At 61.9% G+C, this 18597-nt stretch carries 19 protein-coding genes; 6 read left to right on the forward strand and 13 right to left on the reverse strand.

Annotated elements, in window-relative coordinates; translation table 11 throughout:
* Positions 1-42: 42 nt before the first annotated feature.
* Both ASD52_RS04225 and ASD52_RS04230 read right to left on the reverse strand, forming a co-directional pair.
* Positions 43-396, reverse strand: coding sequence for a hypothetical protein (locus ASD52_RS04225; RefSeq protein WP_057223055.1), 354 nt, complete (start codon positions 394-396; stop codon positions 43-45).
* Between the two features lie 194 nt (positions 397-590).
* Positions 591-1277 carry a GntR family transcriptional regulator gene (locus tag ASD52_RS04230; RefSeq protein WP_025429087.1) on the reverse strand — a complete coding sequence of 229 codons (687 nt, stop codon included), beginning with the start codon at positions 1275-1277 and terminating at the stop codon, positions 591-593.
* Between the two features lie 205 nt (positions 1278-1482).
* Here ASD52_RS04230 and ASD52_RS04235 point away from each other — a divergent pair, with 205 nt between their 5' ends.
* The 6 genes from ASD52_RS04235 (at position 1483) to ASD52_RS04260 (ending at position 8473) form a co-directional block, all read left to right on the forward strand.
* Complete coding sequence (locus ASD52_RS04235; protein WP_057223056.1) at positions 1483-2526, forward strand: 4-hydroxythreonine-4-phosphate dehydrogenase PdxA; 1044 nt, start codon at positions 1483-1485, stop codon at positions 2524-2526.
* 74 nt (positions 2527-2600) lie between these two features.
* Positions 2601-3587, forward strand: coding sequence for a tripartite tricarboxylate transporter substrate binding protein (locus tag ASD52_RS04240; RefSeq protein ID WP_057223059.1), 987 nt, complete (start codon positions 2601-2603; stop codon positions 3585-3587).
* Between the two features lie 99 nt (positions 3588-3686).
* Entirely contained in the window at positions 3687-4187 is a 501-nt protein-coding gene (locus tag ASD52_RS04245; protein ID WP_057223065.1) for a tripartite tricarboxylate transporter TctB family protein, read from the forward strand.
* A gap of 35 nt (positions 4188-4222) precedes the next feature.
* Positions 4223-5761 carry a tripartite tricarboxylate transporter permease gene (locus tag ASD52_RS04250; protein ID WP_057223067.1) on the forward strand — a complete coding sequence of 513 codons (1539 nt, stop codon included), beginning with the start codon at positions 4223-4225 and terminating at the stop codon, positions 5759-5761.
* A 41-nt stretch (positions 5762-5802) separates the two neighbouring features.
* Positions 5803-6741, forward strand: a complete 939-nt coding sequence (locus ASD52_RS04255) for a sugar phosphate isomerase/epimerase family protein (protein ID WP_057223069.1) — start codon at positions 5803-5805, stop codon at positions 6739-6741.
* Between the two features lie 13 nt (positions 6742-6754).
* A complete protein-coding gene (locus ASD52_RS04260) occupies positions 6755-8473 on the forward strand; it encodes a dihydroxyacetone kinase family protein (RefSeq protein ID WP_057223071.1) in 1719 nt (572 codons plus the stop codon).
* A gap of 191 nt (positions 8474-8664) precedes the next feature.
* Here ASD52_RS04260 and ASD52_RS04265 read toward each other — a convergent pair whose 3' ends face one another.
* The 11 genes from ASD52_RS04265 to phnG all read right to left on the reverse strand — a co-directional run bounded on the left by ASD52_RS04265 (position 8665) and on the right by phnG (position 18593).
* Positions 8665-10599 carry a DUF3604 domain-containing protein gene (locus ASD52_RS04265; RefSeq protein WP_057223074.1) on the reverse strand — a complete coding sequence of 645 codons (1935 nt, stop codon included), beginning with the start codon at positions 10597-10599 and terminating at the stop codon, positions 8665-8667.
* A gap of 83 nt (positions 10600-10682) precedes the next feature.
* The gene (locus tag ASD52_RS04270) at positions 10683-11636 is read right to left on the reverse strand and encodes a HupE/UreJ family protein (RefSeq protein ID WP_057223436.1); all 954 of its coding nucleotides are present in this window, start codon (positions 11634-11636) and stop codon (positions 10683-10685) included.
* A gap of 86 nt (positions 11637-11722) precedes the next feature.
* The gene (locus tag ASD52_RS04275) at positions 11723-12541 is read right to left on the reverse strand and encodes a peptidylprolyl isomerase (protein WP_244497412.1); all 819 of its coding nucleotides are present in this window, start codon (positions 12539-12541) and stop codon (positions 11723-11725) included.
* Between the two features lie 550 nt (positions 12542-13091).
* Complete coding sequence (locus ASD52_RS04280) at positions 13092-13706, reverse strand: DapH/DapD/GlmU-related protein (RefSeq protein ID WP_057223083.1); 615 nt, start codon at positions 13704-13706, stop codon at positions 13092-13094.
* Positions 13703-14410: a phosphonate C-P lyase system protein PhnL gene (gene phnL / locus ASD52_RS04285; protein ID WP_057223088.1), complete on the reverse strand. Its 708-nt coding sequence runs from the start codon at positions 14408-14410 to the stop codon at positions 13703-13705. Before phnL ends, ASD52_RS04280 begins: the two co-directional genes overlap by 4 nt.
* Positions 14411-14475: 65 nt before the next feature.
* Positions 14476-15252, reverse strand: a complete 777-nt coding sequence (gene phnK / locus ASD52_RS04290) for a phosphonate C-P lyase system protein PhnK (RefSeq protein WP_057223091.1) — start codon at positions 15250-15252, stop codon at positions 14476-14478.
* Complete coding sequence (locus ASD52_RS04295; RefSeq protein ID WP_057223093.1) at positions 15249-16127, reverse strand: alpha-D-ribose 1-methylphosphonate 5-phosphate C-P-lyase PhnJ; 879 nt, start codon at positions 16125-16127, stop codon at positions 15249-15251. The genes phnK and ASD52_RS04295 overlap by 4 nt, the downstream gene beginning before the upstream one ends.
* Entirely contained in the window at positions 16124-16411 is a 288-nt protein-coding gene (locus ASD52_RS36810; protein WP_156612881.1) for a hypothetical protein, read from the reverse strand. Before ASD52_RS36810 ends, ASD52_RS04295 begins: the two co-directional genes overlap by 4 nt.
* Entirely contained in the window at positions 16408-17514 is a 1107-nt protein-coding gene (locus tag ASD52_RS04300) for a carbon-phosphorus lyase complex subunit PhnI (RefSeq protein WP_057223096.1), read from the reverse strand. The genes ASD52_RS36810 and ASD52_RS04300 overlap by 4 nt, the downstream gene beginning before the upstream one ends.
* A 3-nt stretch (positions 17515-17517) precedes the next feature.
* Positions 17518-18126 (reverse strand): phosphonate C-P lyase system protein PhnH, encoded by a 609-nt coding sequence (gene phnH / locus ASD52_RS04305; RefSeq protein WP_057223098.1) that lies wholly within the window; start codon positions 18124-18126, stop codon positions 17518-17520.
* Positions 18126-18593 (reverse strand): phosphonate C-P lyase system protein PhnG, encoded by a 468-nt coding sequence (phnG, locus tag ASD52_RS04310; RefSeq protein ID WP_057223099.1) that lies wholly within the window; start codon positions 18591-18593, stop codon positions 18126-18128. The genes phnH and phnG overlap by 1 nt, the downstream gene beginning before the upstream one ends.
* Between the last annotated feature and the right edge of the window lie 4 nt (positions 18594-18597).

Below are 18597 nucleotides of genomic sequence, written 5' to 3' on the forward strand. Positions count from 1 at the left end.
GTTTGAGCGCGACCGAGCTGTCTCTGCCGTGGAGTGAAAGCGTCAAACGGCGTGGGTCTCAATGTCGTCAAGTATGGACAACATCTTCCTTCCCATCGCAAAGGCTCTGGCGTCGCCTCTTTCGATGAGCGCATTCGGTACGACCCGTGACCGACTTGGGACATCATCGAGCCTCTCGACGTCGATATTGTCGAATATTCGCAAGCCGTAACGCTCGGCCGCCAGCTTGAGATATTCCGCTAAACGATCCTTGCGCTTTCTGTGATCTTCGCGCATGCCTGCGGCGGCGCTGACAATATCATTGCTTCTATCGCGCGGAACCAGCACTTCCACTCGAACGAGGTCAGCTGCACCACTACGCTCAGGGTGCCTTTTCATCCTGTCTCGAGACGCCATCGCCGATCCCCTTCCTCGCCAAAATATGCGTATCCGGGATACGCATCAAGTTGGATCGCGGACATGTCATCTCGGCGCCGCCATACATGGGGCGACGGACAGGGCGGGGCCGCTCAATATATGGGGTCGATCCTGAGAATAGGACCCAGGGCAAGAAAGAGCCCGTTAGCTTAGAACGCGACTGCGACGCTTCTTCAAACCGAAGCGCGAACGCGCTCCCAGGCGTTCATCAGGTGACGGCCGAGCACTTCGGACAGCTTGGCCTTGTCGCGGGCTTCGAGCGCAACGATCATCTCGTCATGCTCGGCAACCGCGGCTGCCCACTTTTCCGGGCCCTCGTGGCCGATGAAGCGGATGCGCTTCAGCCGTGTCTGCAAGACGCTGTGCATGTCGGCGAGCGCCGCATTTTCGGCGAGCTGTACGATCGCCGAGTGAATCTGCTGGTTGAGCTTGTAGTATTGCAGCCGGTCGCCGACCTTGTAGCGACGGACCATTTCGTCATGTAGCGCGCGGACTTCGGCAATGCCGGCGTCGCTTGCCGCATCACAGGCAAGCTTGCCCGCAAGTTCCTCCAGCGTCTGCAACACGGTCAGCATGTCGTGCACGTCCTTGGCGCTGAAGCGCTTCACGACGGCGCCGCGACTGGGCACGAGTTCGACCAATCCCTCACTCGCCAGGTACTTGATGGCTTCGCGCAAGGGTGTGCGGGAGACGCCGAGCTGCTCGCCGAGCTGGCCCTCATGCAGGCGCGTACCGGGCGAAAGGTCACCTTCAATGATCATGTCGCGCAGGTGGCTGACAAGAGTGTCATGCAGAGCGGTTCGCCTGATCGGGCCGGGGCCGCCGTCGGCGCGTCTCTCCAGTGGTGTGATTTCGTTCATCATTTTGCTTCTGCGCTTGGTGGCCGCGTGTCGGCCATCCGTTCCCCGTGCGTGCCGATTGAATCAGCACTGTCTGATTGAAGCATGGAGACAGGGCTCGCCATCGTCAACAGAAAATGCTGCATACAGAATACAAAAGACTTGATGCAGAATTTTGAATAACGTATGACAGCCTGCGAAAAGCATGAAGTGGAGGACATCTCACATGACGACCAATGGTGCTGCCGGTAACGGCGCGCGTCCTGTCATCGCGCTTGCCATGGGTGATCCCGCCGGCATCAGCCCCGAGCTGACCGCGCGGCTGCTGGCCCTTCCCGATATTCGCGAGGCCGCACACATCATCACGATCGGCGATCGCCGCATTCTGGACGAAGGCGCCAAGGCTGCCGGTCTGACGCTCGATCTCGCGTCCTCGACGCTTGAGGATCTCGACAAGGCCGGTACCGCCCGTCACGTATTCGTCGACCTCGGTCATCTCGATCCGGCAGACGTCGATCGCGGCGAGGCGACGCTCGCCGGCGGCACGTTTGCAACGCGCAATTTCCGCACGGCGCTGGAGCTTGCCCACGCCGGCAAGGCCGAGGCCGTGTGCTTCACGCCCTTCAACAAGAAGGCCATGCGCTTTGCCTATCCCGGCTATGACGATGAGATCCGTTTCGTTGCCGACGTGCTCGGCTTCACCGGCAAGGTTCGCGAATTCAACGTCCTCGAAAAGGTCTGGAATGCGCGTGTCACCTCGCACATTCCACTCAAGGACGTGGCTGACAACCTTTCGGTCGAGGGCATTCTCGCCGAGGTCGAACTGACCCAGACCTGCCTCAAGGAGGCCGGTTACGAAGAGGCGAAGATCGCAATTGCAGGCCTCAACCCGCATGCCGGCGACGGCGGCAGCTTCGGCATGGAAGAGATCGACATCATCGAGCCGGCGGTCGAGAAGGCCAAGGCGCTCGGCTACAACGTCGATGGCCCGTTCCCGGCCGACACCGTTTTCGTGCGCGCACTCAAGGAAGGCTTCAATGCCGTCCTGACGATGTATCACGATCAGGGTCAGATCGCGATGAAGCTCATGGGCTTCGACAAGGGTGTGACGATGATGGGCGGCCTGCCGTTCCCGCTCTGCACCCCAGCCCACGGCACTGCCTATGACATTGCCGGCAAGGGCATTGCCGATGTCGGCGCAAGCCGCGAGGCGCTTCTGCTCGCCGTTCGCATGGCGAAGAAAAAGGCTGCCCTTTCGGCTGCTGCCTGAATTCGCACGCTTTCAACCACTACCGGCGCAGGAGGAGGTCTTGCGCCGCATCTCACTCAACGGGAGGACTAGATATGAAGAAATCCGTTTCTATCGCATGCATCATGGCAGCCGCATTCGGCGTTGCTGCTCCGGCGTCGGCCTTTGAGCCGGACCGTCCGGTTGAATTCGTCGTCACGGCTGGCCCGGGCGGCGGCACGGACATCTTCGCGCGCACGATCCAGGCGATCATCGGCAAGTACGAACTGATGAAGGCGCCTGTTGTCGTCACCAACAAGGGCAGCGCCGGCGGCGCCGAAGGTTTCGTCTACACGGCGACCAACAAGGGCGACGCCTACAAGCTGGCATTCGGCACCAACAATGCCTACCTGCTGCCGGTCCGCGCTAAGGTCCCTTACAAGGCTGAGGACCTGACGCCGGTTGCAGCACTTGCTTCCGACGAATTCATCCTCTGGGTCAACGGCAAGGCGCCTTACGCAACGGCTGCCGACTTCGCCGCCAAGGCCAAGGAAGGTGGACTGAAGATCGGCGGAAGCCAGTCGAAGGACGTCGACCAGATCCTCACGTCGATGATCAACGAAGCGACCGGTGCGACCATCAACTACATCCCATTCAAGAGCGGCGGCGAAGCGGCTGTTCAGCTCGCCGGCGAACACCTCGACGCCAACGTCAACAACCCGAGTGAAAACCTCGGCCAGTGGCAGGCCGGTATGGTCAAGCCGCTGTGCGTCTTCAAGAGCGTCAAGCTGACGAACGACGCCAAGGTTGCTGGCGACAAGGGCTGGAGCGACATCCCGACCTGCAAGGAGACGGGCATTGCCATCGACAACTACTCCATGCCGCGCACCGTCTGGCTGCCGGCTGGCGTTGAACCCGATGCCGTCAAGTTCTACGCGGACCTGATGCGTAAGGTTTCCGAAACGCCGGAGTGGGCGAAGTATCTCGCCGATACCTCGCAGTCTCCCGCTTACATCGCTGGCGACGACTTCAAGGCCGCCATCGAGATGGACGGCGCCGCAGTCGGCGAAGTTCTGAAGCGCGAAGGCTGGCTCGCCAACTAAAACAGGCGATATATCGGGACGGGCGCCTCGACAGCGCCGCGCGTCAAGTATGACGCGCTTAACGGCAGCGCCCGTCAACCGGTTTGAAAGGTCACGATCATGAGTGAGAACAGTGCGAATGGGCTCTCCCGCTTCGCGGTGGAGCTTGGCGTAGCCGCGTTGACTGGTATCTTTGGCGCAGCCGTCTGCTATGGCGCCTCCGATGTCGGCGCCGGATGGAGCGATTTCGGCCCAGAGGCTGGCTATTTTCCCTTCTACATCGGCGTTCTGATCATTCTGGGAAGCATTGCGAATGCGATCGGTGCATTCGTGAAGCATCGCGGCACGGGTGATATCTTCATCGACGGCGCGCGCGCCCGCGTCGTTGCCTCATTCCTCTTGCCTCTTGTCGCCTTTGCCGGCGTCTCCGCCTGGCTCGGGCTCTATGTCGGGACGGCGCTTTATATCGCCGGCGCGATGCTCTTCCAGGGGCGTTACAAGTGGTGGATCGCACTGCCGGCGGGCGTGGCCGTTTCGCTCTTCTTCTTCATCGTATTCGAGATCGGCTTCAAGGTTCCGCTTTTGAAGGGACCGGTTGAGGCATGGTTCGGGATCTACTGATCCCGACCGCTTAAAGTTTCCCCGGGAGGAATGACATGGAAAATATCGGTCTTCTGATCGATGGCTTCGGCCACATCCTCAGCTGGAATCACATCCTGCTGATGATGGTCGGCGTCACGCTCGGCATTCTCGTCGGCGTTCTGCCCGGCCTCGGCGCCCCCAACGGCGTATCGCTGCTGTTGCCGCTGACCTTCTCCATGGATCCGATCTCCGCCATCATCCTGCTTTCCTGCATGTATTGGGGAGCGCTGTTCGGCGGCTCGACGACATCCATCCTGTTCAATATCCCCGGCGAGCCCTCGTCGGTGGCGACCACCTTCGACGGCTATCCGATGGCAAAGGCAGGTCAGGCGAGCCGCGCCTTGACGCTGGCTTTCGTCTCGGCCGGCATCGGCGCGCTTGCCGGCGTCGTCATGATCACGCTTTTGTCGGGTTGGGTCGCGAACTTCGCGCTGCGCTTCTCTTCGCCAGAATATTTCGCGGTCTACTTCCTCGCCTTTGCAAGTTTCATCTCGATGGGGGCGCAATCGCCGTTCAAGACGCTCGTGTCGATGATGGTTGGTTTTGCGCTCGCATCCGTCGGCATGGACACGATCTCCGGCGATCTGCGCCTGACCTTCGACATCCCGACCCTGATCAAGGGCGTCAGCTTCCTGATCGCCGTCATGGGCCTCTTCGGCATCGGCGAGTTGCTGCTGACGACGGAAGAGGGTCTGCGCTTCGAAGGCATCAAGGCGCGCGTCCGGCTTGCTGAAATCGGCCGCACACTGGTCGAGATCCCGCGCTATTGGCTGACGATTGCACGCTCGACCATCATCGGCATCTGGATGGGCATCACGCCTGCCGGCCCGACCGCCGCATCCTTCATGAGCTACGGCGTCGCCCGCCGCTCGGCCCGCGATAAGTCGAAGTTCGGCAAGGGCGATCCGCGCGGCATCGTAGCACCTGAGACCGCCGACCATTCGGCCGGCACTTCGGCACTGTTGCCGATGCTGGCGCTCGGCGTTCCCGGTTCGGCCACGGCTGCCGTCATGATGGGCGGCCTGATGATCTGGGGCCTCACGCCCGGTCCGATGCTGTTTACCGACCGGCCCGATTTCGTTTGGGGTCTGATTGCCTCGATGTATCTCGGCAACGTCGTCGCCGTCATCCTGGTGCTCGCCACCGTGCCGCTCTACGCCTCGATCCTGCGCGTACCGTTCTCGATCATCGGCCCGATCATCGTCGCCGTCATCTTCTCCGGCGCCTATCAGGTGGCAAACTCCGTCTCCGATATCTTCATGGTCATCGGCTTCGGCGTGCTGGGCTACGTCTTCAAGAAGCTCGATTATCCGTTGGCGCCGCTGGTTCTCGCCATGGTGCTCGGCGACAAGGCCGAGGATGCCTTCCGCCAGTCGATGCTTCTGTCGAGCGGATCGCTGAATATTTTCTGGTCGAATGCGCTGGTTTCGTCATTGATGGCGCTTGGCCTGGCAATGCTGCTGTCGCCTGTCGTCTTCGGACTGATCGGCCTGGTTCGCAAGCGCAAGCGCGATGATGCAACATCGCAGGGCGACGGTAGCGCGGCGGCTTGACGGAGCCGCCGCACCAAACTTCAAAAAATTGGGGAAACGCCATGGCAAACGTGCCGCGTAAATGGAACCGTGACACCTGGCCGATCGCGGCCGCCATGATCCAGTATCCGAACATGCTGGCAGACGGCCGCTCGGTTCAGGACCAGTCGGTCGAGGAATGGGCGTTGACGCTCGATGACGTCGTCGATGCCGGCTTCACTGAGCTCGACCCGACCGACAGCTGGATCCGTCTTGCCGATTTGTCACCGGCACGGCTTGAGAGCTTCGTCGCATTGACGCGTGATCTCGGCCTGACGATGCCGGGGATCTCGACTGCGCGTCGCAGCGTCATCGATCCTGTTCATGGCGACGAGTATCTCGCCTATGGTCATCGGGTCATCGATACGGTGGCCGCAATCGGGGCACGTTCGGTCTCCTTCGGCTTCTTCGGTCCGTTGACCGATGCGCAGAAGAAGGCGCTGTGGTTCTGGACGGTCGATGGCGTCAAGAATCCTGACGATGCTGCCATCTGGCAGAAGGGTGTCTCGCGCATCCGCGAGCTTGGCCGCCATGCCGAAGAACTCGGCATCGAGCTGGCGCTCGAGATGTATGAGGACACCTACATTGGTTCGGCCGATAGCGCGGTGCGCTTCGTCACCGACGTCGGCCTTGCGAATGTCGGCATCAACGCCGACCTCGGCAACCTGATCCGTCTGCATCGTCCGGTCGAGCACTGGCAGGAGATGATGGCGAAGGTTGCACCCTTTGCCAAATACTGGCACGTCAAGAACTACAACCGCACCGAGGACGAAACGTCGGGGCTGATCGTGACCCATCCGGCCCCGCTGGAGTTCGGTCTGATCAACTACCGTTCCGCCATTCGCATGGCGCTTTCCCACGGGTTCCAGAGCCCGTTCCTCTGCGAGCATTACGGTGGCGATGGCCTCTCCGTCAGCGCAACCAATCGGGACTATCTGAGGCGCATTCTGCCTCGCGACTAAGGAACAAGTAGCGATGACCACGATCTTTGACGCACCGGAAGATTTCGCCGTAACCGCGCTCGCCGGCTTCAGCTCCATCTATGCCCGCAATGTCCGCCTGGTGAAGGGCGGCGTCGTGCGCTCGACCAAGGTGCCCAAGGGCAAGGTCGCCGTCGTTATCGGTGGTGGCTCCGGCCATTATCCGGCCTTTGCAGGCTATGTCGGCCCGGGCATGGCTGATGCTGCCGTCGCCGGCGACGTCTTTGCCTCGCCGTCGACCGCTGCCGTCGCGCGCGTCTGCCGTCATGCCGACCAGGGCGGCGGAGTTCTCCTCGGTTTCGGAAACTATGCCGGGGACGTCCTGAATTTCGGCGTTGCCGCCGAACGCCTTCGGGCCGAAGGCATCGACGTGCGCATCGTGCCGGTGACCGACGATGTTGCCAGCGCCGCCGCTGAAACGGCGCCCAAGCGCCGCGGCATCGCCGGCGATCTCGTGGTCTTCAAGATTGCAGGCGCTGCGGCCGAAGCCGGTCTGTCGCTGGACGAGGTCGAGCGTGTCAGCCGCCTTGCCAATGATCGCACCGTCTCCTTCGGGGTCGCTTTCGGCGGCTGCACCCTGCCGGGCGCGAACCATCCGCTCTTCACGGTTCCAAAGGGCGAAATGGCGCTCGGTCTTGGCATTCACGGCGAGCCGGGCATCAGCGAAGAAAACGTCGTAACGGCAACCGAGCTTGCGAAATTGCTTGTCGGCAAACTGCTGGCGGAACGTCCGGCCGGCACGGCAAAGGTCGCGCCGGTGCTGAACGGCCTGGGCTCGACCAAGTACGAAGAGCTTTTCGTTCTTTGGGTCGCTGTCGAAAAGGAATTGAAGGCGGCGGGCCTCGAAATCGTCGATCCGGAATGCGGCGAGTTCGTCACCAGCCTGGACATGCAGGGCTGCTCGCTGTCACTGCTTTGGCTCGACGAAGAGCTTGAAACCTACTGGCGTGCGCCATGCGATGCACCGGTGCTGCGCAAGGGCGCGATCATCAACGCGGAGCCGGCGACCGATACGATTTCCGATGAGGATGGTCCCGCGACCTTCGCGCCTGCGTCGCAGGCATCCAAGGAAAGCGGCAAGTGCATTGCCCGGTTGATCGGCAAGGTTGCCGATGCCCTGAAGCAAGCTGAAGACGAACTCGGCCGTATCGACGCCTTTGCCGGCGACGGCGACCATGGCCAGGGGATGCGCCGCGGCTCTGCGGCGGCCCAGGAGGCCGCGAACTCTGCGGCCGCGGCTGGGGCAGGTGCTGCCAGCGTGCTGGCTACGGCTGGCGATGCCTGGGCCGATCGCGCGGGCGGCACGTCGGGCGCAATCTGGGGCCTGCTTCTTCGCTCCTGGAGCAACGCATTTTCCGACGACGACAAGCCTTCGTATGCGGCAATCGTCGAAGGTGCGCGGCTCGCGCTCGACGGCGTCACCCGTCTCGGACGCGCCCGCGTCGGCGACAAGACCTTGGTCGACGCCCTCGTGCCGTTCGTCGACACGTTGGAGCGGGAATTTGAAAACCTGAAGTCGTTGAACAAGGCTTGGGAGGCGGCGGCCAAGGCTGCCAGCGATGCGGCTGACGCCACGTCCAGCCTGACGCCGAAACTCGGCCGTGCGCGGCCGCTTGCGGAAAAGAGCATCGGCCATCCGGATGCAGGCGCGGTGTCGCTGGCGCTGACGGCTCGCGTTACCGCCGACTTTCTGAAGGAAGCCGTCGACGCCTGATAACGCCGTCCGGTCCATTCCTCGCAAAAAGGGCGCGGGTCCTCCCAACCGCGCCCTTTTTGTTGTCTTGTTCTTGCGCGTGTCGCTATCGCAAAACCGCTGCAAACTTTTGCGCGACTTTCGCTGATGTCCGTAGCAAAGGCCAGTCTTTGCTAGGTCGTTGCGCGCGAGGCGCGTATCAACCTTCTCGCCTAGCCCGCAGGATTGTACCAGATCGGCGACGTGTATGCCCGCTCCTGCGACGACATTGGCACTTCGGACGGCATGGTGACGCCGAAGTACTTCGCGTCGTAGGCTGTCCAACGCGGCGTCGGAATTTCCAACACTCTAGCGTAGTAGAAGGCGCGCTGGGCCGGGTCGAAGTCAGGGTCGGTCCAGACCGAGATCAACTCGGGTGCCCCGATGGTATTGGTCCAGGTGGCGTCGGCGACGTCAACCGTGCTTCCCACAGGCGGCAGCTTGCCGTCAGCGCCAGGCTTACGTCCTCCGGACCATGCGGCGTCATAGACTTGCTCGTGCAATTGCCCCGCCGCATCCATCCAGCCCTTGACGATCTGATAGCGGTCGAGGTTCGCGCCGATCGGGTCCTTCAGCGCAGCCACCAGAAACGTAGGAGCCTTTTTCCCTGCGGGCGCGGGCGGCAGGTCGCCTCCCATCGGAACACCCTTGGCGTATCCGACCGCTGCCGGGCTTCGCGTCTTGGCGTCCGCCTCGGCGAACTCCCATCCGCCAAACAGCCGAACCAGCATCCTCGGCCCAGTGGTGGCGAAGACCTCTTTACGCTTCATCGCGTCGAAGATGGCTTCACGCGTGTTCTCCGTCGCCCAGACGGCAGCATAACCGCTCGAAACGACTTCCCAGCCCATGACCTCCTTGTCGCCGAACTTGGCGATTGGGTGTGTCGCGCGGCCGGCGCTCGGTTCTGCCGCAGGGAGTTTGCCAAAGAAGTTGTTCTCTTCGACCGCGGCGAGCGACGTGTGGGAATCCGTCGATCCGATCAATCCATATTTGTACGGGTTCACGCCAAGCTCTTTCTCGAGTTTCAGGCCGTTCTTGAGGGCCGAGCGCGCATACTCGAACTGCAGCATGTCCGGAGTTTTCGCCGCACTCAGGTCGAGGTTGCCCATATCCCACCGCTCGAAGTTGGCGAACTCGTCAGTCGGCGACAGAGTGGGATGCGTCTCTCCGTCGCCTTTCATCTGGGTAACTTCCATCAGCGGCTCGAGGCTTGCGCGGGTGCGCGCATACTCCGCGGTGATAGGCGTTCCTCCGACGGGATTGATCAACGGGAACATCAGGCCGTTCGACAGATTGCCGTTATGAGGGATGGCGAGCACGCTGCCGCCGGTCTTCGTCTGGTAGTTTTGGAGGGCCTTCCATAGGTCTTCCGGATTGTCGCTCTGCAAGGACGAGAATGGCAGGATCGGCTCTGTTTTTTCCGCGCCATCGCGGAAGACGACCACGCGATGCAAGTTGTTGCCGCCGGTGTTGGATGACCATTCATAACCGATCAATGCAGTAAACGTGCCGGGATCGTTGTATTTCTCCGCAGCCTGGACGTTCTTTTGCCATACCGACCGAGTCAGTTCGTCCGAACGAAGCGCAGCCGGCAAAGGCTTGCCTCCACCGCCGACGCTCGCCATTATTTCGTAGTAGACGTTCATTGCCTGGTCGCCGCCGGTTGCCATCATCTGGTTCCAGCGTTTCAGTTCAGGAACGTTCATCAAGGTCGGGTTTCCGGTCTTGATTTCGCCCAGCGTGCCCATGTTCTCGGCATGATCGGACACCACCAGAAAATCAAGCGGGCGGCTCAATCGTGCATGCTGACCGGTCGAGGAGATGACTTCCTCGCCGCGTGCGAAGCGATAGGCTTCCTCCGGTCCAAGGGAGTTGCCGAAGGCGATGGCGTCGAACGACTGAGACGTGTGCAGATGCGTATCGCCGAACAGCGGACGGGACGGGAACCTATTGCCGGCGTAAGGCGAATACCCCGGCTTTGGGAAGAGAGTGTCGACCATATTGGGATCGAGCGTCCCCTTATCTATGGTTTCCTGTGCCAGTGTGGGGTAACCAAATGCCGTGGTCGCAACCAAGGCCAATCCGGCCAAAGGCATCAAAACGCGCATGACGTCCTCCCGATCGACGGTTAACTTCTCGCTCTCATCTTTCCTACTCAACGAACTGTAAGAACTTCACGACTTGCGCTGCCCTACAGGAACATGGCGTCAAGCCGCTGGACGCACCAAAATGCCGCGACAATCCCGATCGCGTACGCCGAGGCAACGGCTGCCCCGCGCGGCATTGCGGCAAAGCGACGGACAACTTGCGCCAGCGTCAGCAATACTCCGATGAACGCCAGTTGCCCAAGTTCGACCCCGAAATTAAACGCTACCAATGCCAGCGGAATGTCGCCTTGCGGCAAGCCGATTTCGATCAGCGCGCCAGCGAAACCGAAACCATGCAGCAGCCCGAAGGCGAAGGCCACCATCCATGGACTGGTGATCGCAAGGCTGGTCTGGCCACGCTCCATGCGCACGATCTCTGCCGCCACAATGACGATGCTGATGGCGATCATCGCCTCGACTGGTCGCGATGGTAATGTCACCCAGCCGAGCGTCGCGCAGGTCAACGTGATCGAGTGAGCAACGGTGAAAGCGGTGACCGCCTTCACCAGCTTGCGCCAGTCGCGCACGATCAGCATCAGAGCGGCGACGAAGAGCAGGTGATCGAAGCCAAACGCGATGTGCTCGATGCCCTGACGAACATAGGTGGTAAAGACGCCCCAGGTGCTTTGCGTTGCGGGTATCAGCGCAGATGGCGCGCCGGGTGTCAGCCGTGCGGTCCAGGTGTTGCCATTGGCAAGCACCAGGTGGACCAGGGCGTCGGTCATGGTGTTCTGCAACCCGTCGATCAGCACCGTCTGGCCGGCCAGCGGCTCCAGGGTTCGAATGCGCCAGGTCTGTATCATCGCATCGCCGGTCGGATGCGAGACGATCGGGGTCATCATCTCGATCCTGCCGGAAAACAAGGCTTTCAGCGCCAGCCGCGCATCGCCCTGCATGGGCGTCTTGAAGAGCACGCGCAACTCGTTCGGCGCTTCTTCCCGGATGCTGAGGTAGGCGGGGCGCACTTCATGGGCGAAGGCGGCCTCCGAAAGCAGCATGGCAGCCACCGCAAGTGCAACCAGCCAAACCAACCTCGCTGCGGAGCAAGCCTCTCGCACGAATACGGATGGGCGGGGTCGCCCGCTCATTTCGCAGCCGCCTTCGACGCGGGCTCGGAACCCAGAGTCGCGCTCACGCCGTCATCCAGTTCGACCCCATACTTCCTGCGAAGCTCGACGAGATAATTGCGGGTAAGTTCGGCTTGCTTCGCGCTGCGCCACTCGGCGAGAACAGCGTCCCGCGCCGTTTCGAAAGGTTTCGGAGTTGCCGACGCGCGCTGTGTGACAAACACCAGATGGAAGCCATAGCCGGATTTCACCGGTCCGCTCCACCCGCCCGGTTGAAGGGCCAGGACGTCGTGCGCGAAATCGGCACCGAACATGCCCGAAATAGCCGCTGCGTCTGTGTCGTCGAAGCTGTTCCCGAGGAGCAGCCGGTCGCCTGCCGCCGGCTCGACGTCGCCGCCGTTCAATTTGGCGAGCGCCGCCTTGGCGTCTGCCGCAGCGTTAACGCGGCGCTCGGGACTGAAGTAAGCCTGCTTAAACGACAGCTTGCCAGGCGTCTCGAAGCGCGACGAGTTGGCGGCGTAGAATTTCCGCAGTTCCGCCTCCGTCGGCTCAGCCAGTTGGGCGGTGTCCTCAATCATGAATTTGAGTTTTTGCGCCAGGCGGCGGCGGATGATGGTGTCATCCTGATCGAGGCCCATCTCCTTGGCCTCGCGTGCCAGAAGCCTTTCGTTCAGGAGACCGTCGACCATTCCCTTCAACTCGTCGGCGGTCGGATCACGTAACCATTGGCTCGACCACGTCTGCCTCAGCCATCGGATGTCGCCCTCGCCGATGCGGACAGGTTCAGCCCCGTCTTCCGCCCGCTTGTCATGCAGCCATGAGTAGCCGCCAAACATGAGCGCACCGGCGACGGCGAAATGCAGCAGAGGTTCTCTGAGCAACTTCATACAGCCATCTCCGTGTTCCTTCCGGTGAGTGGCAGAGAAGAAAATTCAAAGTCACAAGATCAGCGCAGTTCCTCTATTCGACCAACGCCCGCCACCTTCTTTCCAGGGCGGTGCCAATGACATTTATGCACTAGGAACGGCATAATCTGCAATATGTATTCGATGGGATGTTTACGTCACCTCGTGTGGCTTTATCCCGATTGCATAATGTATATCCCTATCGCGCACTGCGGTTTAACTTGCGGATGCCTGCCGGCTTTCTTTGTCGGTGGAAATGATTGTCCTTACCCCCGATAAGCTTTGTAATTCTGGGCGAAATATTCCGTCTGAGTGCAATCCGTTAAATTGCAATCCAGGACTGAAGAAAACGCGCTCGACGGCGAACAGCCACTTCGCTTGACGCTCCCTAGCGTCCGCAACCCCCCACCAATTCGGAGTTTCGCGGCGTTTCTGCCGAAGCGCAGCTTCGACCCCAACTGCGGCGCTGATGTCGGCGTGCTCAGGCGTAGCGAACGAGAAACTCCTCGGCCGTCAGTTCGCGGAAATCGTCGAGCGCCTTGCGCAGGCGCTGATGGTCCCAATCCCACCAGGCAAGGCTATCCATGCGCTCGCCGATGCCGGCATTGAACCGATCGCGGATGAGCTTTGCCGGCACGCCGCCGACGATCGTATAGGGTGCTACGTCCTTGGAGACGACAGCGCCGGCCCCAATCACAGCGCCATTGCCGACATTGACGCCGGGCAGCAGCGTCGCGCCGTGGCCGATCCAGACGTCGTGGCCGATCGTCACCCGGTTGGACCGGCGCCATGCGAAGAGATCGTGGTCGACTTCGGTATCGTCCCAGTAGTTCGGAGCGCGGTAGGTGAAGTGATGGAGCGTCGCGCGCCAAGTCGGATGGTTGGTGGCATTGATGCGCACGGCGGCAGCGATGTTGACGAATTTGCCGACCGTCGCACACCAGATCGAACCGTCCTGCATGATGTAGGAGTAGTCGCCGAACTCGACCTCCTCCAGGCGCGAACGCTCCTGGATTTCGGTGTAACGGCCGAGCGTCGAGTTGTTGACGCTTGCGGTCGGGTGGATGAAAGGCTCGATCCCGAGTTTCTGGCTCATGCGGCTGCCTTTCGCGGCGAGAAGGCCGATACGTCGAGAATGCGGTCAGCCACCGCGTCGCGGACTTCCTCATCGTGGAAGATGCCGATCAGCGCCGTTCCCTTCGCCTTCTTCTCGGCGATCATCTCGACAACCACCGCACGGTTTTTCGCGTCAAGCGAAGCCGTCGGCTCGTCGAGAAGCAGGATCTTGTGGTCGGTGATGAAGCCGCGGGCGATGTTGACGCGCTGCTGCTCGCCGCCAGAGAAGGTCGCGGGCGGCAACGACCACAATTCCTTCGGCAGGTTGAGCTTCGACAGAAGCTCGGCGGCGCGTGCGCGGGCATCTTCCATGGCGACGCCACGCGCCTGCAGCGGCTCGGCGACGATATCGAGGGCCGAAACACGCGGCACGACGCGCAGGAACTGGCTGACATATCCGAGCGTTGCGCGCCGGACTTCAAGCACGGTGCGCGGTTCGGCAGTGGCGAGGTTCACCAGCTTGCCGTCGTGCTCCATCAGGATCTGGCCTTCATCGACGCCGTAATTGCCGTACAGCATTTTCAGGATCGAGCTCTTGCCGACGCCGGAAGGGCCGCCGAGAACGACGCATTCGCCGGCTTTGACCGAGAAGGAGACGTTGGCGACGACAGGCAGGCGCACACCGTCGCGCAGGTGCATGGTGAAGCTCTTTGCGACTTCGGAAACAACAAGGGGCGTAGCCATGATTCTTACTTTCCTTTGGGCATGATCTTGACCGAAAACCGATTTTCACTTTTCGGGATCATGCGTCATACCTGCAAGATGGAGGAGACGAGCAGCTGGGTATAGGGCTCGCGCGGATCGTCGAGCACGCGGTCGGTCAGGCCCTGCTCGATGACGGCGCCGTCCTTCATCACCATCATGCGGTGCGACAAAAGCCGTGCGACGGCGAGATCGTGGGTGACGATGATGGCGGCGAGGCCAAGGTCGTGCACCAGGCCACGCACGAGATCGAGCAGGCGAGCCTGGACCGAAACGTCGAGGCCGCCGGTCGGCTCGTCCATGAAGACGAGGCGAGGGTTGGTGACGAGATTGCGTGCGATCTGCAGGCGCTGGCGCATGCCGCCCGAAAATGCACGGGGCTGGTCGTCGATGCGGTCGATGCCGATCTCAACACGCTCCAGCCAGTCGCTGGCAGCAGTGCGGATGTTGCCGTAGTGCCTGTCGCCGACGGCCATCAGCCGCTCGCCGACATTGGCACCGGCCGAGACCGTCATCCTGAGGCCATCGGCCGGGTTCTGGTGTACGAAGCCCCAGTCGGTGCGCATCAGGAAGCGCCGTTCGGCCTCGCCCATGCGCGCGAGGTCGCGGTACTGTCCGTCGCGCATATGGTATTCGACGATGCCTGATGTCGGCATCAACCGGGTCGAAAGGCAGGACAGAAGCGTCGTCTTACCCGAGCCGGATTCTCCGACGATCGCCAGCACTTCGCCGGGGAAGAGGTCGAAGGAGACATTCCGGCATCCGATGCGGCTGCCGTAGAATTTCGAGACGTCGTTGACTTTAAGAAGCGGTACGGCACTCATTCTGCAGCCTCCTGGCGGGCAAGCATGTGTCCAGCATGGCCGCAGTCGCGGCGGTCTTCGCAATGGTCGGTGTCCGAGCAGACGAACATTCGTCCGCCCTTGTCGTCGAGCACCACTTCGTCGAGATAGACGTTCTCGGCGCCGCAAAGCGCGCAGGGCTTGTCGAACTTCTGCACCTCGAAGGGGTGATCTTCGAAATCGAGGCTGACGACCTCGGTATAGGGCGGAACCGCATAGATGCGCTTTTCACGGCCGGCGCCGAAAAGCTGGAGCGCTTCCGACATGTGCATCTTCGGATTGTCGAACTTCGGCGTTGGCGACGGATCCATGACGTAGCGACCCTCGACCTTCACCGGATAGGCATAGGTGGTGGCGATGTGGCCGTTGCGGGCAATGTCCTCGTAAAGCTTCACATGCATCAGCCCGTATTCTTCGAGCGCATGCATCTTGCGGGTCTCGGTCTCGCGCGGCTCGAGGAAGCGCAGAGGTTCCGGGATCGGCACCTGGTAGACCAGCGTCTGGCCTTCGCTCAGGCCTTCCTCGGGAATGCGGTGGCGCGTCTGGATGATCGTCGCTTGCCTGGTCTTCGTCGTCACGGCGACATCGGCGACCTTCTGGAAGAAGGCGCGGATCGATACGGCGTTGGTGGTGTCGTCGGCGCCCTGGTCGATGACCTTCAGCACGTCCTTCGGTCCGAGGATCGAGGCGGTGACCTGTACGCCGCCAGTTCCCCAGCCGTAGGGCATCGGCATTTCGCGCGAGGCGAAGGGAACCTGGTAGCCGGGAATGGCGATCGCCTTCAGGATGGCGCGGCGGATCATCCGCTTGGTCTGCTCGTCCAGATAGGCAAAGTTGTAGGTGGCGAGGTCATTCATCTCAGAGTACCCTCAAAAGAGTCGTTCGGTGACGAGGCTAAGACTTGAGCGAGATATTCTTCTGGTTCGCTACTCTCTTCGTAGTTGGCTCTGCCATTGCCGGCCTGTTCCGGGTTGCCCGCCATCCCAACAGGGGACGAAGAGCCCGAAAGTCCAGTGACGGTGGAGATGGATTCGTCGTTGTCGGAGCCGACAGCGACGGTGGTTGCGACGGCGATGGCGGTGGAGGTGACGGCGGCGGTGGAGGTGGCGGCGACTGAAGCGTGAACAAACGGCCGTGTCATTCGGCGGCCTCCTTCATGCCGTCCTGGCCGCCGGCGCGGGCAGCGTCATAGTCGCGGCGCATGCGCCGCACGAGGTCGAGTTCAGCCTGGAAGTCGACATAGTGCGGCAGCTTCAGGTGCTCGACGAAACCGGTCGCCTGGACGTTGTCGGCATGCGAAATCACGAATTCCTGGTCCTGCGCAGGTGCAACGATGTCTTCGTTGAATTCGTCGGTGCGCAGCGCTCGGTCGACGAGCGACATCGACATGGCCTTGCGCTCGCTCTGGCCGAAGACGAGGCCATAGCCGCGGGTGAACTGCGGCGGCTGTTTCGCCGAGCCCATGAACTGGTTGACCATCTGGCACTCGGTGACGCGGATGACGCCGAGCGAGACGGCAAAGCCGAGTTCCGGCAGGTCCAATTCGACTTCGACTTCACCGATGCGGACTTCGCCGACAAAGGGATGCGTGCGGCCATAGCCGCGCTGGGTCGAGTAGGCGAGCGCCAGCAGAAAGCCCTCGTCGCCGCGTGCCAGGGCCTGCAGGCGCAGGTCGCGGGCCATTGGAAATTCCATCGGCTCGCGGGTGAGGTCGCCCATGACATGGCCTTCGGGCATGCGGCCGTCGCCTTCGATCAGCCCTTCGCCGTCGAGAATGTCGGAGACGCGCATCACCTGTTCGCCAGGCTCCTTGACTTCAGGTTCTTCGATCGCCGCGTCGTCGATCAACGAGGGGTCGAGCAGACGATGGGTGTAGTCGAAGGTTGGGCCCAGCAATTGTCCGCCGGGCAGGTCCTTGTAGGTGGCCGAGACGCGGCGTTCGACCTTCATGGTCGCGGTGTTCACCGGCTCGGAATAGCCAAAGCGCGGCAGCGTCGTGCGGTAGGCGCGAAGGATGAAAATCGCTTCGATCATGTCACCGCGCGCCTGGCGCACGGCAAGCGCTGCGAGTTCCCGGTCGTAAAGCGAGGCCTCGGCCATGACGCGATCGACGGCAAGGCCAAGCTGTTCGACGACCTGCTGGATCGTGATCGACGGTAACGTGCGGTCGCCACGGCGGCGATCGGCAAGGAGGCGATGGGCGTTGGCAATGGCGGCTTCGCCGCCCTTCACTGCTACATACATGGGTTATGCCTCCTGTCGCGAAAGTCTTGACGTGCGTGGCAGGCAGAGAACGCTGTCGCCTGCCGTCAGCACGAGGTCGATGCCGCGCGGGAAAATCGCGCGGTTGGCGCTCCAGAAGTCGAGGAAGACTTCAGGCAGGCCACGCACCGCAATGGTGACGTCGTCCTTGATGCCCGGTCCGCGGCCGGTCAGCGGTTCGCCGCCGGTCAACGCTTCAATCTCGATGACGAGCGTCGTCGAGCGATCCGGGTACTCCTGCGTGCCGAGCGAAAACTGGTCGAAGCCCGGAACTGGCGCGCCCCTCTCGACAAAGGCAAAGCGCGCATCGGTTTTGGTGTCCGTCACCGGTGCGCCGGTGTGGAACGCGATCCACTGCGGTACTGCGGATTTGCCAAGGGCGGGCGTGAGCCAGACGGCTGTGTCATGATCGCACAGGGTCAAGGCCACGGCTCCGGCAGCCGCGCCCATTGGCGCCGGCGGCACGCTCGACGCCTCCAGACGGATGATCTGCCCCGGGCGGGCAAAGCCGTCCATCAGGCTCTTGAATACGGATTGGGCCGAAAAGACCGGGTCGGCGAAGGCGCCGGCATAGATTTGCGATTGGCTGGCCATCAGTCGTCTCCGCGAACCATGGTGAAAAAGTCGACGCGTGTCGCGGCGGTTTCCTCTGCCGTGCGGCGATCTTCCGCCTCGATGCGCGAAGCAACTGCGCGGTGAAGCGCCTCGACGGCTGAGCGGTCGGCTTCACGCTGGAAGAGCGCATCGAAGATTGCGGCAAGGCGCGCACGCTGCTTGTCGGTGCCAAGCAACTGGCCATGGCCGATTTCGCCGGTCGAAAGCCGGATCGTCGCGCGCGATACGGTTGCCTCACCCAGATTGAAGGCATCGCCGCCGCCGCCGATGCGGCCGCGAACCATGACCAAGCCCGTTTCCGGTCCGCGCACGGGCGACACATCAGGCTTGTCGGCAAGTGCCTCCCAGGCCGTCATGAGTTCTTCCGAAGACGCGCGGGCCAGCAGCCGCATGCCTTCCCTGCGCGCCATCTCCGGCGGACTTTCCTGTTTCAGCTTCGCATCCATCATT

Origin of the sequence: Ensifer sp. Root142 (assembly GCF_001426785.1) — a bacterium.
GTDB lineage: Bacteria > Pseudomonadota > Alphaproteobacteria > Rhizobiales > Rhizobiaceae > Ensifer > Ensifer canadensis.

Excerpts from the sequence above, each read along its gene's own strand:
- ASD52_RS04255 (WP_057223069.1), top strand. The coding sequence starts at position 5,803 with ATGGCAAACGTGCCGCGTAAATGGAACCGTGACACCTGGCCGATCGCG.
- ASD52_RS04265 (WP_057223074.1), bottom strand. The coding sequence starts at position 10,599 with ATGCGCGTTTTGATGCCTTTGGCCGGATTGGCCTTGGTTGCGACCACG.
- ASD52_RS04260 (WP_057223071.1), top strand. The coding sequence starts at position 6,755 with ATGACCACGATCTTTGACGCACCGGAAGATTTCGCCGTAACCGCGCTC.
- ASD52_RS04235 (WP_057223056.1), top strand. The coding sequence starts at position 1,483 with ATGACGACCAATGGTGCTGCCGGTAACGGCGCGCGTCCTGTCATCGCG.
- ASD52_RS04225 (WP_057223055.1), bottom strand. The coding sequence starts at position 396 with ATGGCGTCTCGAGACAGGATGAAAAGGCACCCTGAGCGTAGTGGTGCA.
- phnG (WP_057223099.1), bottom strand. The coding sequence starts at position 18,593 with ATGGATGCGAAGCTGAAACAGGAAAGTCCGCCGGAGATGGCGCGCAGG.
- phnK (WP_057223091.1), bottom strand. The coding sequence starts at position 15,252 with ATGAGTGCCGTACCGCTTCTTAAAGTCAACGACGTCTCGAAATTCTAC.
- ASD52_RS04245 (WP_057223065.1), top strand. The coding sequence starts at position 3,687 with ATGAGTGAGAACAGTGCGAATGGGCTCTCCCGCTTCGCGGTGGAGCTT.
- ASD52_RS04280 (WP_057223083.1), bottom strand. The coding sequence starts at position 13,706 with ATGAGCCAGAAACTCGGGATCGAGCCTTTCATCCACCCGACCGCAAGC.
- ASD52_RS36810 (WP_156612881.1), bottom strand. The coding sequence starts at position 16,411 with ATGACACGGCCGTTTGTTCACGCTTCAGTCGCCGCCACCTCCACCGCC.
- ASD52_RS04300 (WP_057223096.1), bottom strand. The coding sequence starts at position 17,514 with ATGTATGTAGCAGTGAAGGGCGGCGAAGCCGCCATTGCCAACGCCCAT.
- ASD52_RS04240 (WP_057223059.1), top strand. The coding sequence starts at position 2,601 with ATGAAGAAATCCGTTTCTATCGCATGCATCATGGCAGCCGCATTCGGC.
- ASD52_RS04270 (WP_057223436.1), bottom strand. The coding sequence starts at position 11,636 with ATGCTGCTTTCGGAGGCCGCCTTCGCCCATGAAGTGCGCCCCGCCTAC.
- phnH (WP_057223098.1), bottom strand. The coding sequence starts at position 18,126 with ATGGCCAGCCAATCGCAAATCTATGCCGGCGCCTTCGCCGACCCGGTC.
- ASD52_RS04295 (WP_057223093.1), bottom strand. The coding sequence starts at position 16,127 with ATGAATGACCTCGCCACCTACAACTTTGCCTATCTGGACGAGCAGACC.
- ASD52_RS04275 (WP_244497412.1), bottom strand. The coding sequence starts at position 12,541 with ATGTTTGGCGGCTACTCATGGCTGCATGACAAGCGGGCGGAAGACGGG.
- ASD52_RS04250 (WP_057223067.1), top strand. The coding sequence starts at position 4,223 with ATGGAAAATATCGGTCTTCTGATCGATGGCTTCGGCCACATCCTCAGC.
- ASD52_RS04230 (WP_025429087.1), bottom strand. The coding sequence starts at position 1,277 with ATGAACGAAATCACACCACTGGAGAGACGCGCCGACGGCGGCCCCGGC.
- phnL (WP_057223088.1), bottom strand. The coding sequence starts at position 14,410 with ATGGCTACGCCCCTTGTTGTTTCCGAAGTCGCAAAGAGCTTCACCATG.